Genomic DNA, 13,886 nt, shown 5'->3' with positions numbered 1-13,886 from the left:
CTCTTGATCCCCCGGAAATTGAGGAGGTTGACGCGTGAACACTCGCGATCTGTTATTGGAAATCGGAACAGAAGAAATCCCGGCGAAATTCATGCCTCCCGCCCTGGCCCAACTGCGCGAGTTGGCCGAAAAGGGGCTTCAGGAGGCCCGCCTGGCCTACGGCGCCGTTGAAACCTACGGTACCCCGCGGCGCCTCACCCTCTATGTCAGGCAAGTGGCGGCGCAACAGGAAGACCTGCGGCTGGAAGTGAAAGGCCCGGCCGTCAAGGCCGGCTTTGACAAAGAGGGCAACCCGACGAAGGCCGCCCAGGGTTTTGCCCGCTCTCAGGGCGTTGATGTTTCGGCCCTGGTGACCCGTGATCTGGTCGGCGTGCCCTACCTCTATGCCCTCCGCACCGAAAGCGGACGACCCGCCCGGGAGGTGCTGCCGCAACTGCTGAAAGGTTGGATCAGCGGTCTTTCATTCCCGAAACCGATGCGCTGGGCCTGGGGTGAGACGCGGTTCGCCCGGCCTATCCGCTGGATCGTTGCCCTCTATGGCGAGGAAGTCGCCCCTGTTGAGGTTGAAGGGGTGCAAGCGGGCCGGACGACCTGCGGTCACCGCTTTCTCGGCGGCGGTCCGATCGAACTGACCCAACCGTCGGAATACCTGGAACGCCTGGAAGAGGCTTACGTTATCGCCGATCCGCAAAAACGCAAGGCATTGATCTGGAAGCAAATCACCGAGCTTGCCGCCGCCGTAGGCGGTCAGGTCGCCGAGGACGAAGGGCTGCTCGATGAGATCAACTACCTGGTCGAGTATCCCACAGCACTTTGCGGCGAGGTGGACGCTGATTACATGCACCTGCCCGAAGCGGTGCTGATCACGCCGATGAAGGAGCACCAGCGCTACTTCCCTGTGAAAAGTCCCTCCGGCGGCCTGCTGCCCAAATTCATCACCGTCCGCAACGGCACATCTGAGCATCTCCCGGTCGTCCGGGCCGGCAACGAAAAGGTGTTGCGGGCGCGTTTAGCCGACGCCGCTTTCTTCTATGCGGAAGACCAAAAGACCCCCTTGGACGCCCAGAAGGAGAAACTGAAAAAGATCGTCTTTCAGGAAAGCCTAGGCACCGTCTATGAGCGGGTCGAACGGGAACAGGCGCTCACCGCTTTCCTGGCTGACAGCATGAACGTCCCGGCGGCGTTGCGGGAGCGTGCCCTGCGTGCTGCTGAACTGGCCAAGGCCGATCTGGTCACCCATATGGTCTACGAGTTTCCGGAACTGCAAGGGATCATGGGGGAACGGTACGCCCTATTATCGGGAGAGGCGCCTGAAGTCGCCCATGCTATCCGTGAGCACTACCAGCCCCGCTTCTCCGGCGATGCCGTCCCCGGCGCCATGGAAGGGACCCTGGTTGCTCTAGCCGATAAGATCGACGCCATCGTCGGCTGCTTCTCTATCGGCATCATTCCGACGGGCTCCCAGGATCCCTACGCGTTGCGCCGGCAGGCCCAGGGCATCTGCCAGATCATCATGCGAGGCAACCTGCCCTTGTCCCTGGCAGCAGTGATCGAGAAGTCCTACAACCTCTACGCCGCAGCGGGCCGGCCGACGCGCAGTCTGGAACAGACACAAAGAGACCTGTCCGAATTTTTCCGCCAGCGCTTGCGCTTTCTCCTCGGGGAAGAGGGGATCCGTTACGACACCATCGACGCCGTGCTGGCCGAGGGCTTCGATCAACCGGCCGAGGTGCTGAAACGGGCCAAAGCCTTGTCCGACTTCCGCCGGGCTGAGGCCTTCTCGGCGCTGATCACCGCCTACACGCGGGCTGCCAACCTGGCCAAGAAGGGCGGCGATAAATCCATCCAGCCTGACCTCTTTGAACAGGCGACAGAAGGTGAACTCTACAAGGCCTTGCAGGCGGCGGAAGAGCAAGTCCGGCAGGCTGGCGGCGACTACGGCGCTATCCTGGCGGCTGTAGCCGCCCTGCGTCCGGCTGTGGACGCTTTCTTCAACGCCGTCATGGTTATGGCCGACGATCCGGCCATCCGAGAAAACCGTCTCGCCCTCCTCAACGGTGTTATCGGACTGACCCGGGGAGTGGCTGATCTGAGCAAGCTCGTCGATTAATCATAAACACTACGCGCCAGTGAGTGCGTTCTCGGGCTGCTGACTAGGTCAGCGGCCTTTTCTTTTTACAGGAAGCAATTTTTGATTAATGTACGCGCGTAGAACAAAAAATCTGTCTCTTAAGCAGGAAAAAGGGCGGCCAATATAGTATAGATCATTTTGGTCATGAAACCATATAGTATGACATAATTCTGAACAGTGGGTGAGGACGGCAAGGTGGTGACGATGTATCGAACTCTCTGAACGCCAGGTCAAAATCGTACAGATCGTGAAGGAGAAAGGGCCGATCACAGGGGAGCAGATCGCCGATCTTTTGGAGTTGACCCGCGCGACCTTACGGCCCGATCTCGCAATCCTTACCATGTCGGGAATTCTGGAAGCCCGTCCCCGGGTAGGCTACTATTATAACGGCAGGTCAGGGAACACGCTTGTGGCTCGCGCCATCAGCAAGCTCCGTGTCAAGGACATCAAATCCCTGCCGGTGGTGGCGCGGGAGACGGCCAGCGTCTATGACGCTGTTGTCACCATGTTCACCGAGGATGTGGGGACCCTTTCTGTCGTCGATGGCGATGGTTATCTTTCCGGCGTCGTCTCCCGCAAAGACCTCCTCAAGATCGCCATTAGCGGCGGCGATGTTCACAAGATGCCTGTCGGGATGGTGATGACCCGCATGCCGAACATCATCACTGTGACACCCGATGACACTGTCTACCTCGCGGCCAAGCGGCTGATCACCCATCAAATTGACGCGCTGCCTGTCGTTCGCACCTTTGTCCAGCCCAATGGACAGGAACGGTTGGAAGTGGTGGGACGGCTGACCAAAACGAACATCACCCGCTTCTTTGTAGAACTTGGGAACGACGAATTGTAAACCGGAGCAGATGATCGTCGCTTCGGAAGCGAGGAGGGGAAGCATATCGCTAGCGCGGATGGTGGAAAACCAGTCATCTACGTAGTCTCCGATTCCATCGGTGAAACTGCCGAATTTGTCGTTCGCGCCGCCGCCAGCCAGTTTGACGGTCAGGGGTTCGAGATCAAGCGAGTGCCCTACGTGCTGGATCGGAGCCACATCCAAGAAATCATCGAGGAGGCGGCCAGGCATCGCAGCATCATCGCCTACACGCTGGTCATCGATGAACAGCGCGAGACGCTGTTGCGCCTTGCCCAAGAGCGCCAGATCCCGACGATCGATGTGCTTGGGCCGACGATCGAGCGGCTCCAGAAATTGACCAATTTGAAACCGGCCCAAAAACCGGGATTGCTGCACCAACTGGATGAACAGTATTTCCGCAAAGTCGAGGCTATCGAGTTTGCCGTGAAATATGACGATGGCAAGGATCCCCGCGGCATCCTGCACGCCGATATGATCCTGATTGGCGTGTCACGCACATCCAAGACGCCTGTCTGCATGTATCTGGCCCATAAACGGATCAAGGCGGCCAACGTGCCTCTCGTTCCTGAGGTGGCGCCGCCGGAAGAACTCTTTCAACTGCCGCGACGCAAGGTGGTGGGCCTGACGATCTCACCGCAACTGCTCAATGGCATCCGCACAGAACGGCTACGCGCCCTTGGACTGGCCGGCAATGCCGACTACGCGAGCCACCAGCGGATCCTGCAGGAACTGGACTACGCCGAAAGCATCATGAAACGCGTCGGCTGTCCAATTATTAACGTCACCAACAAAGCGGTGGAAGAGACTGCCGCACGCGTGTTGGAATATTATTACCGGGGGGAACGGAATGTCTAAAAAATGGGTCTACCTCTTTGAGGAAGGCAAAGCGGAAATGAAATCCTTGTTGGGCGGCAAAGGCGCCAACCTGGCCGAGATGACCAACATCGGTCTGCCTGTTCCGCCGGGCCTCACCATCACCACTGAGGCTTGCAACGCCTACTACGACGCTGGCAAAGACTTTCCTGAAGGGTTGATGGAACAAGTCAAGTCCGCCCTGGCCGAAGTGGAGGCCAAACTGGACAAGAAATTCGGCGACGCCGAAAACCCCCTGCTTGTTTCCGTCCGTTCCGGCGCCGTTTTCTCCATGCCCGGGATGATGGACACGATCCTGAACCTGGGCCTCAATGATGTGACTGTCAAAGGCCTTGCCCAGGAGACCCAGAACGACCGTTTCGCCCTCGACTGCTATCGCCGCTTCATCCAGATGTACTCTGACGTCGTTCTCGGCGCCTCACACGCCGATTTTGAACATATCCTGGAAGACTACCGGGAACGCCAAGGCGTTCGCTTCGACAACGAACTGTCGGTGGATAGCTTGAGCGCCCTGATCGAAGACTACAAGACCATGGTCCGGCGCACAACCGGCCAGACCTTCCCGCAGGATCCCATGGCTCAACTGGAAGGGGCTGTCCGCGCCGTCTTCTCCTCCTGGAACAATGACCGCGCCTGCGTCTACCGCCAGATCAACCGGATCCCCGACAACCTCGGCACAGCCGTCAACGTGCAGGCCATGGTCTTCGGCAACATGGGCAACGACTGTGGCACCGGCGTGGCTTTCACCCGCAACCCTTCGACAGGGGAAAGGGCGCTTTACGGCGAGTACCTGATCAACGCCCAGGGCGAAGACGTCGTTGCCGGTATCCGCACGCCGCTACATATCTCGCGCATGCAGGAAGAACTGCCCGAATGTTTTGATCAGTTCGTCGAGATCTGTGGGATCCTGGAGCGGCACTACCGCAACATGCAGGACATCGAGTTCACCATCGAACGGGGCAAGCTCTGGATGCTGCAGACCCGCAACGGCAAACGGACCGCCGCCGCCGCCGTCAAAATCGCCGTTGACATGGTACAGGAAGGCCTGATCAGCAAGGAAGAAGCGATCCTGCGCGTCGAACCGGAACACCTGGACCAACTGCTCCACCGCCGCATCGACCCGTCAGCCAAACTGACCGTGATTGCCACCGGCTTGCCGGCCTCTCCCGGCGCTGCCTCGGGCAAGGTCGTCTTTGACGCCGATGAGGCGGAAGCCCTCGGTAAGGCGGGGGAAAAGGTGATCCTGGTCCGGATGGAGACGACACCGGATGACATCCATGGCATCGTCCAGGCCCAGGGGATCCTGACCAGCCGCGGCGGGATGACCTCCCACGCCGCCGTCGTAGCCCGCCAGATGGGCAAACCCTGTGTCTGCGGTTGCGAGGCCCTGCGCATCGACTACAACCGCGGCGACTTTGCCGTCGCCACCGCCGCCGGCGGGATCAAGACCTACCGCAAGGGCGACATCATCTCCATCGACGGCGCCACTGGACGCGTCATCGAAGGGGTCGTTCCCATGCTCGAACCGGAATTGACGAAGGAGTTCCGCGTCCTTCTCGACTGGGCCGACGAGCTCCGCACCCTCGGCGTCCGCGCCAACGCCGACAAGCCGGAGGAAGCGGAAATGGCCCGTAACTTCGGCGCCGCCGGCATCGGCCTCACCCGGACGGAACACATGTTCATGGCCCAGGAGCGGCTGCCCATCGTGCAGGAGATGATCCTCGCCCAGTCTCTCGATGAGCGCGAAGCGGCGCTGGCGAAGCTGTTGCCGATGCAGCAGGGCGATTTCTACGGCATCCTCAAGGCCATGGCCGGCTTCCCTGTCTGCATCCGCCTGCTCGACCCGCCCCTCCATGAGTTCCTGCCGAACCTAGAAGACCTGCTTGTCGACACGACCCGCCTGAACTGCGCCATCGAGACAGCTGATGGAGACAGTAAAGAGTCCCTGCTCGACGAACTCAATGAAAAAGAACAACTGATGAAGAAAGTCAGGGCTCTCCACGAGTTCAACCCCATGCTCGGCCATCGCGGCTGCCGCCTGGGGATCACCTATCCCGAAATCTACGCCATGCAGGCGCGAGCCATCTTCCAGGCCGTGGTTCAACTGGTCAATGAAGGGTTTGACGTGGAGCCTGAGGTCGAGATCCCGCTGGTGGCCGAGGTCAAAGAACTGGCCTACCTGCGCAAGGTTGTCGAAGAGACAGCCGCTGCCGTCATGACTGAGACGGGGACCAAGTTCCACTACACCGTCGGCACCATGATCGAGGTGCCCCGGGCAGCCCTGACAGCCGACCAGATTGCGAAAGAAGCCCAGTTCTTCTCCTTCGGCACCAACGACCTGACCCAGACCACCTTCGGCTTTTCCCGCGACGACGCCGAATCGAAGTTCCTCGGCATCTATACGGACCGGAAGCTCCTGGCCGACAATCCCTTTGTCGTTCTTGACCGGGAAGGTGTTGGCGGTCTGATGAAGATTGCCGTAGAAAAAGGACGCGCCACCCGTCCCGACCTGCTCGTCGGCATCTGCGGCGAACATGGCGGTGAGCCGTCATCCATTGAGTTTTGCCACCTCATCGGCCTCAACTTCGTCTCCTGCTCGCCCTACCGGGTGCCCATCGCCCGCCTGGCGGCGGCTCAAGCGGCCGTCCGGAACGGATAACGATAGGAAGACTGATCTCCGGGCATACTAGGAACATGATCGAAGTATATGAAGATGACCTCTTTCAAGCCGAACTGCCCGGCGAACGGATTCCCACAGCCACCGGGAGAGAACCTCGGGAAAAACAACAAAAGAAGAGACATAATCCGCCGTCCCTCCTGCATAAACTATAATGGATGATCTTTCCAACGCAGGTGCGGCAGCGGAGCCACTGCGTTCTTTCCTTGGCAATAGCCAAGGATTTTTTTTTATCTCGACGTGGGAAATGATTGTATTTAATTGAAATTGTTGTGACAGCGACGATATAATGTCATTAATAGAATTCGCGTACATAAGAAAGAGGAACTTCCATGGCACGCAACGAGGGTTTTTTCTTATGGCAATACTTTGAGGCCTTAAAAAAGCACAGGTGGATGATCGTTTTTACCACATCCTTGTCCTTTGTGATAACGACGCTGGTTAGTTTCTTTGTTCTTTCTCCGGCCTACGAGGCCAAACTGGTATTGCTCATCTTAAGGGCGGGCGATACGAAGCAAATCGGATCTTCCGCTAATTTCAATCTGGAAGAGGTCATCTCTTCGGCATCGAAGATGCCTGAGTTTACCATGCAATCCTACGTCGCCCAGGTGCAAACCGATACGGTGCTGCAACGGGTGATCGACAGCATGCGACTGAAAGAACATGACACAACGCGGCTGAAAAGTCAGGTGACCGCTTCCATGATCAAGGACACCAACCTGATAGAAGTGAAGGCTGTCGACGCCGATCCGGAGTTTGCCAGGGACTTGGCCAATACGCTCGGAAATGAATTTGCCGAATATATGACAGAAATGAACCTGCAGAAGCTGACAAAATCGGGATACCTGTTGGAGCAGCAGGCCAATGAAGAGGAAAAAATGCTGCAGAAAGCCATGGAGGACCTGAACAATTTTCTCGCTCAGCCAAGAAACTCGAATGTGCTCGATCAGGAGGCAAAAAACCTGACCGATTTGCTGACCCGATATGGAAATGCGAAAATACAGGCGGAAATTGAAGTGCAGCAAATTGGCGCGCAAATCATCGAATTGGAGAGGCAACTTGAGGAAACGCCACAGAAGATCCAGTGTGCTGATCACAGAAGCCTTCAAAGCACCGATCATCCCGTTGTCCCCAGGGTAACGGAAGAAATCAACCCGGTGTACACGATGTTGAAAACGGAATTGACCCAAAAGGCGTCCCAACTGGCAGGAAAAAAGGCAGAACTGAGAACGCTGGTTGCGTCGATCGGAGAGATCGAAAAAAAATGGGCAACCATCCAAGAAGAAATGGCGCCGAAGCAGACGGAGTATGAACGTTTAAAGCGGGAAGTGGAACGGCACACAAATACGCGCAATCTGCTCATGGAGAAGGTGACGGAGATCCGGATCGCCCGTTTCATCAATCAGGGAGAAACAACAGTTAAGGTGGCGTCTCCTGCCATCACTCCCACAACCCCCTTCAAACCGAACAAAAAGAAGAACATGTTGCTCGGTTTTTTGATAGGCATGATCCTATCTTCAGTTCTTGCCATCATGCTGGAATTTCCCGGGGAAATCATGAAGAAAAAAGAGAAAGAAACCTAGCCTTTCTAAGAAAAAAGTCGAAAGCTTGCTCTTTATGTCCTAATTACACCAAAAATGAGCGCAAATGAATATCATAATTATTCCTAAATTCATTTACCCGCGCATATATTCTATAGGGTAGGTTATGTCCAAATAATCATCCCCAAAAGAGGTTACGAGGAGTGATTGGATAAAGGGTGAACGGCAGCCCCCTCGGCAAAAATACCATTTTTTATCGGGAGCAATTCATGGTGCGTTGCTTGGACCTTATCGTTGGCGCTGTGATATTTATTATCGTGCTTCCCATCATGCTGATGATTGCAGTGGCGATAAGAATATCCTCTCCAGGACCTGTGTTTTTCGTTCAAAAACGCCTCTCCCAAGGGGGAAGGACCTTTCCGTGTTTTAAATTTCGCACCATGGTTCATAACGCGGAAGAGGTGTTAAGGGAAGCCTTAAGCAATGATGCGCGTATGAAGGCGGAGTGGGAGAATCATTTTAAGTTAAAAAGTGATCCGCGAATAACCCCATTAGGTCGGTTTTTGCGGACAACGAGTCTTGATGAACTCCCGCAGATTATCAATGTGCTCAAAGGTGAGATGAGCCTTGTCGGACCAAGAGCGCGCCCCCTGTATGAGGGGGAGGGGCAGGAGGATAATTCACTATTTCAACTTGGGCTGACAGTGAAACCGGGGATGACTGGTTTATGGCAGGTCTCAGGAAGAAGCAAGCTCAATTTCACTCAGCGGATTGAACTGGAAGCATGGTATGTCCAAAATCGGTCCCTCCGGTTGGATTTGATGATTCTGTTGAAAACAGCAGTTGTTGTGATTAAAGGAGATGGAGCGTACTGATAAGGAGCGACTGCCGACTTCCTCGGGTTTGGAAGGATGGGTAATTTGCGAAGAAAACGAATCTTAGTGGCCGGAGGCGCCGGATTCATCGGATCTCATCTCTGTGATGCCTTGATTCGAGATGGGCACGACGTGATTTGTCTGGACAACTACTATACGGGCAGAAAGGAAAATGTATACCATCTCTTAAACCATCCACGGTTTTCGCTCGTCGAGCACGACGTGGAACTCCCCCTCGAACTGGATGCGGAAGAAATTTACGACCTTGCTTGTCCAGCCTCTCCGGTGCACTACAGCCGCAGACCGATCCAAACACTGCGAACCAATGTGCTTGGCGCATTGAATCTTTTGGAACTGGCAAACAGGAAGCAGGCGAAAATTTTGCTGGCCTCGACAAGCGAGGTTTATGGCGATCCAGAGGTTCATCCTCAGAGAGAAGATTATCTCGGCAACGTCAATCCCATTGGACGGCGGGCCTGCTATGACGAAGGTAAGCGTTGCGCCGAGACGCTGTTTTTCGATTACCGCCGAGAGAAGGGAGTAAATATTCGGGTAGTGAGGATATTCAACACCTATGGCCCCCGGATGAACAATGATGATGGACGGGTGATCAGCAATTTAATTGTGCAAGCCCTCGCGGGCGGGGATATGACGATCTATGGAGACGGAAGTCAGACCCGTTCCTTTTGTTATATTGATGACCTTATTGAAGGCATGGTTCGGATGATGAACGGCGCCGATGATTTTCCCGGTCCCGTCAACCTGGGGAATCCGGCGGAAACAACCATCCTGGAACTTGCTTCCCAGGTTCGCGCGCTAACCGGCAGCGCTTCCCGCTTCGTGTTCCAGCCACGACCGGAGGATGATCCGAAAAGACGCCGACCCGACATCAAATTGGCGAAAGAACGGCTCAACTGGACTCCGAAGACTAGCCTCGATGAGGGGTTGCGGTCAACCATCGAATTTTTTCGAAGCCAACACGTAAAGGAGGAGTATGGAAAGATAACGCGGTGAAACGAGAGTGGGCAAAAGGGGCCGCCTTGGCCCTTTTGGAGCAGGCGTTATTTTCAGGGAGCAATTTTCTATTCGGCATCCTGTTGGCTCGTTGGTTGAGCGCCGACCTTTATGGCGCTTTCGTGTTGGCTTCTGCGCTTTTTCTTTTCTTGGCAGGCATCCACAATGCGCTTATCCTCGAACCGATGAGTGTCATCGGCCCATCCCGGCATAGGGAACACCTGGGCGAGTATTTTTCCCTCCAGTTGCGGGCGCATTTTCTGATCACCCTGATCATCGCTTTTTTTGTCGCGACGATTGGTTTTCTCTTTCACCGCGCCTTGCCTGGGAATACGCTCTTGCCGGTAATCATCACCGCTGGGCTTACCCTGCCCATGACCTTATACTACTGGACTTACCGCAGGCAAATGTATATATCGGGGCAGATCGCCTATGCCGTAGCCGGCAATATGCTGTACGCCGGCTTTTCTCTGACAGCCGTCACCATCCTTCATGAGTGCGAATTGCTTTCCCCGGCTTTGGCTTTCCTGATCATGGGGATCGCAGGGGTGATAGCGGGGTCCTTGTTGCTCGTGAAAAAGGATCGCCGGCGACGGGCGACGGGGATGATCGGATGGGCGGATTTGCATTCGACTCTCCGAGAAAACTGGATATTTGGCCGGTGGATCCTTGGTTCTTCACTGCTTTCCTTCGGCTCATCGCAGGCGCAGACGATGATGCTGGGATTTTGGGCAGGCGCCGAAGCGGCAGGCGCCCTGCAGGCCATGATGAACTTCATCCTTCCCATGATGCAGACGGTCACGGCCGCAAGCACCCTGATGCTGCCTGCTTTATCTCGCGATTTTGGCGAAGGGAAGCTTGCGCAACTGCGAAGCAAGGGCCTTTCAATGATGCTCCTGCTCACCGCCGCAGGCATCGCCTATATGTTACTCTTATGGACTTTCAGCGACTTTCTGGTGGGACTCGTCTACAGAGGGCGTTACGCCGAATACGTCCGGCTGGTCCCTGTTGTCGGTTTCGTTCCGGTGATTACGGCTGCAGCGGCCGCCTATTCGATAATCCTCCGCGCCATCCATCGTCCGGAATTGCATTTTGTCACCAATGCCTTTCAGGCAGCGGCCGGGTTGTTGACGTCGCTCTTTTTGATTTCCCGCTGGGGTGTTGCAGGCGCGGCCTACAGCATCGTTATGACATACCTGACAGCCGCTTTTATGACGTACATACTTTATCGCAAGGCTTTGCTGGTTCTGAACGAAGAAAAGGTTGCGGAGCGAACGGAATGAACAACTACCGGCTCTTTCTGCCAACCCTATTCGCCAGCCTCATATTGACAGGATTTGTTGCCAGCGGTTGGGGGGGCGCCATCGTCGTCTCTGTGCTGCCGTTGGTGGCGCTGTGGGTTGCTTTGACTCGCCCCATTGGGTCGGCGCTTCCTGTATACCTGGTCATGTTCGTCTTCGTTGAGACATTGAAACGAATGATTTTTTTATTCGACCCTGCTGACAGTTTTGCCCAGTACCTTCCCTTGGCCTTTGGGCATGGGGCCACTCTGGTGCTGGGCTTGCGGGGGTTGGCCGAACGGATCGCCGGGGGAGAGCTTGACCGGATAGACAAAGCCTTTCTGTTTTACCTGTTCACCTACATCGCCGGAGTTCTCGTTCACGAATTCAACCGCCCTGCCTTTGCGGTTATCGTCATTCTCTATTTTCTTCCACCCCAATTGCTATTTTTCGCCTACCGATCCGCCGGGACTTCGGCGCAGCAGGTTGTGAAGATGATCACAGGCCTCGGTGTTGTCGCCGGCGCCTACGGCGCCTACCAGTTTTTTTACGGGCCAAGTCCCATTGACCTGGCTTGGGCGGAATACTCTCATTCCTTTTCCATCCAAGCCGGCAATGTGTGGAGAGCCCATATTGCAAATGAAATCATGCGGCCCTATTCCTTTTTTGCCGATCATTTTTCCTACGGCTACTTCCTTGTCGCGGCGATCATCTCTCTCATGATCACTGATTGGCCCAAGCAAATCTGGTTGCGCAGCCTTGTCGGCCTGTTTTTGCTTTTCTCACTGGCGCTGGCGATGACCCGAACCCCTTGGATTTCTTTGCTGCTATCCTTTTCCATCTATTTGATCCTCCGGTGGACCAAAGGATCCCTGCGAGGCAGAGTCGTTATGCTGGTCATCCCTGTCTACATGGCGTTAACCCTGTTGAGCGGATGGACCTATGACAATTTTTTTTCAGCGGAAGCCTATGACAATCCCCTGGAAAACAAAGTCTTCAGCCTTGGCTCATTGAGCGCGCGCAAGGACGCTGCCAAAATATTTATTAAATCCTTGCCAGAACACCTTGTTTTCGGCGAGGGACCCACATCAGGCCTGTATGTCTTGAGCGCAAAAATATCCGGCAGCCTGGAACAAGAGATAGAAAACGCGCAAACCGATGATGGCCACAATTTTCTCGTTCATTTGTTATTTGCCGGCGGCGTTCCCGGTTTAGGCGCTTTTTTGGTTTTCTACTTCCTCTGTCTGAAAAAGGCCCTCCTGTTAGGACAGGATCGTTCCTGGTTGCCGGCGGTGTTGATCGGTCTCTTTCTGGCTGGCGTGACTGCCGGACCCACTTTTTTCAACGCGTTTTTCCTCGCTTGGTGCGGTTTCGCCTGCCATCCCTTCACGGAAGGGGCCGCTTCGGAACGGATAAGGGGTATCGATGGCCGTGATTCGACTTTGCATCGTCAGTTCCCATCCCATTCAATACCTGGCGCCCCTATGGAGGGCGCTGAATGATCACCCTCAGTTGGAAGTGGAGGTCTTTTACGCGTCAAAAGGCGGCGCATCCGAGGCTGTTTTTGACAAGGGCTTTAATATGCCTGTTCAATGGGATGTGGACTTGTTATCGGGCTATCGCCACCATTTTCTTAAAAACCGGCCTTTGACGTGGCTGAACTGGCGTTTCCGGTACCGTTGTCCCGACGTAAAGGAGGCCATACGGCGTGGAGGATTCGATGCATTGCTGCTCCTTGGCAAGGAGTTTAAGGTATATCTCGACGCCTTCGACGCAGCTGTCGGGGCCGGCATCCCTGTCATCTACCGTGCCGACACACCGCCTCAAAAAAGCGGAGTAAAACGGTGGATCGCCGACAGGCACCGGTATTCCTTCTACCGGAACATCGCCGCCTTTGGCTGTGTGGGAGTAACCCAATACGGCTATTACGAGGCCTATGGAATTCCTAGGGAGCGACTGTTTTGGACCCCGTACTGTGTCGATAACCGCTTCTTTACCCTGCCGGATCCAAGGGCGGGGCGAGAACAGATCCGAGCGCAAATGGGATTCTCGCCGTCGCAACGGATTCTCGTTTTTTGCGGGAAGTTGATTCCCCTCAAGCGGTTAGGTGATCTGCTCCAGGCTTTTTCCAGGCTTCCCGATCGGGAACAGTATGGGGTGCTCGTCATCGGGGACGGTCCTCTGCGATCTGAGTGCGAGGAGATGGTTCACCGTGAGCGGCTCGAAGGTGTGCGCTTTGCCGGCTTTAAGAACCAGAGTGATTTGCCGGCCTTATACGCCGCCGGCGATTGTCTCGTATTGCCGTCAAGCAGCGAAACATGGGGACTAGTCGTGAACGAGGCTATGAATCTCGGCCTCCCGATCATCGCCAGTGACGGTGTGGGCTGTGCCCCCGATCTGGTGAGGCTGGGGGAGAACGGTTACGTTTACCCGGTCGGTGACTGGCAGGCCCTTGCTGCGCGCATCCACGAGTTGTTTGTCGATGATGCGAGACGGTTCGCTATGGAAGAGCGATCACGACGGATTGTCGCCGGCTATTCCCTTGAAGCCAATGTGCAAGGAATCTGGTCGGCCTTACAGTTTGCATTGCATCGAAAGGGAGAAGGGGACGGGGGGTAAACACT

Annotated in this window: 10 protein-coding genes; all 10 read left to right on the top strand. The window is 55.6% G+C overall.

The features are described 5' to 3' along the window. Positions 1-34 precede the first annotated feature (34 nt). The 10 genes from glyS to GTO91_RS03525 all read left to right on the top strand — a co-directional run bounded on the left by glyS (position 35) and on the right by GTO91_RS03525 (position 13,881). Entirely contained in the window at positions 35-2,110 is a 2,076-nt protein-coding gene (gene glyS / locus GTO91_RS03570; protein WP_161254912.1) for a glycine--tRNA ligase subunit beta, read from the top strand. A 229-nt stretch (positions 2,111-2,339) separates the two neighbouring features. Next, positions 2,340-2,981 (top strand): helix-turn-helix transcriptional regulator, encoded by a 642-nt coding sequence (locus GTO91_RS03565; protein WP_161255103.1) that lies wholly within the window; start codon positions 2,340-2,342, stop codon positions 2,979-2,981. 45 nt (positions 2,982-3,026) lie between these two features. Continuing rightward, positions 3,027-3,857, top strand: coding sequence for a pyruvate, water dikinase regulatory protein (locus GTO91_RS03560; RefSeq protein WP_161255100.1), 831 nt, complete (start codon positions 3,027-3,029; stop codon positions 3,855-3,857). Continuing rightward, positions 3,850-6,534, top strand: a complete 2,685-nt coding sequence (gene ppdK, locus GTO91_RS03555) for a pyruvate, phosphate dikinase (protein WP_161254909.1) — start codon at positions 3,850-3,852, stop codon at positions 6,532-6,534. The genes GTO91_RS03560 and ppdK overlap by 8 nt, the downstream gene beginning before the upstream one ends. A 350-nt stretch (positions 6,535-6,884) precedes the next feature. Then, positions 6,885-8,135, top strand: a complete 1,251-nt coding sequence (locus GTO91_RS03550) for a GumC family protein (protein ID WP_161254907.1) — start codon at positions 6,885-6,887, stop codon at positions 8,133-8,135. Positions 8,136-8,311: 176 nt separating this feature from the next. Continuing rightward, entirely contained in the window at positions 8,312-8,968 is a 657-nt protein-coding gene (locus GTO91_RS03545) for a sugar transferase (protein ID WP_328793717.1), read from the top strand. Between the two features lie 36 nt (positions 8,969-9,004). Beyond that, entirely contained in the window at positions 9,005-9,982 is a 978-nt protein-coding gene (locus GTO91_RS03540) for a UDP-glucuronic acid decarboxylase family protein (protein WP_161254905.1), read from the top strand. Continuing rightward, positions 9,979-11,265 (top strand): lipopolysaccharide biosynthesis protein, encoded by a 1,287-nt coding sequence (locus tag GTO91_RS03535; protein ID WP_161254903.1) that lies wholly within the window; start codon positions 9,979-9,981, stop codon positions 11,263-11,265. Before GTO91_RS03540 ends, GTO91_RS03535 begins: the two co-directional genes overlap by 4 nt. Continuing rightward, positions 11,262-12,764, top strand: coding sequence for an O-antigen ligase family protein (locus tag GTO91_RS03530; RefSeq protein ID WP_161254901.1), 1,503 nt, complete (start codon positions 11,262-11,264; stop codon positions 12,762-12,764). Before GTO91_RS03535 ends, GTO91_RS03530 begins: the two co-directional genes overlap by 4 nt. Next, positions 12,688-13,881 (top strand): glycosyltransferase family 4 protein, encoded by a 1,194-nt coding sequence (locus GTO91_RS03525; RefSeq protein WP_161254899.1) that lies wholly within the window; start codon positions 12,688-12,690, stop codon positions 13,879-13,881. The genes GTO91_RS03530 and GTO91_RS03525 overlap by 77 nt, the downstream gene beginning before the upstream one ends. Positions 13,882-13,886 lie beyond the last annotated feature (5 nt).

This window comes from Heliomicrobium undosum (assembly GCF_009877425.1).
Classification (GTDB): Bacteria; Bacillota; Desulfitobacteriia; order Heliobacteriales; family Heliobacteriaceae; genus Heliomicrobium; species Heliomicrobium undosum.
This window is presented reverse-complemented; position numbering and strand designations above follow the sequence as displayed.

Bases quoted from the DNA above. Each gene is read 5' to 3' on its own strand.
- GTO91_RS03550 (WP_161254907.1), top strand. From the start codon at position 6,885: ATGGCACGCAACGAGGGTTTTTTCTTATGGCAATACTTTGAGGCCTTA.
- GTO91_RS03525 (WP_161254899.1), top strand. From the start codon at position 12,688: ATGGCCGTGATTCGACTTTGCATCGTCAGTTCCCATCCCATTCAATAC.
- GTO91_RS03540 (WP_161254905.1), top strand. From the start codon at position 9,005: ATGGGTAATTTGCGAAGAAAACGAATCTTAGTGGCCGGAGGCGCCGGA.
- ppdK (WP_161254909.1), top strand. From the start codon at position 3,850: ATGTCTAAAAAATGGGTCTACCTCTTTGAGGAAGGCAAAGCGGAAATG.
- GTO91_RS03530 (WP_161254901.1), top strand. From the start codon at position 11,262: ATGAACAACTACCGGCTCTTTCTGCCAACCCTATTCGCCAGCCTCATA.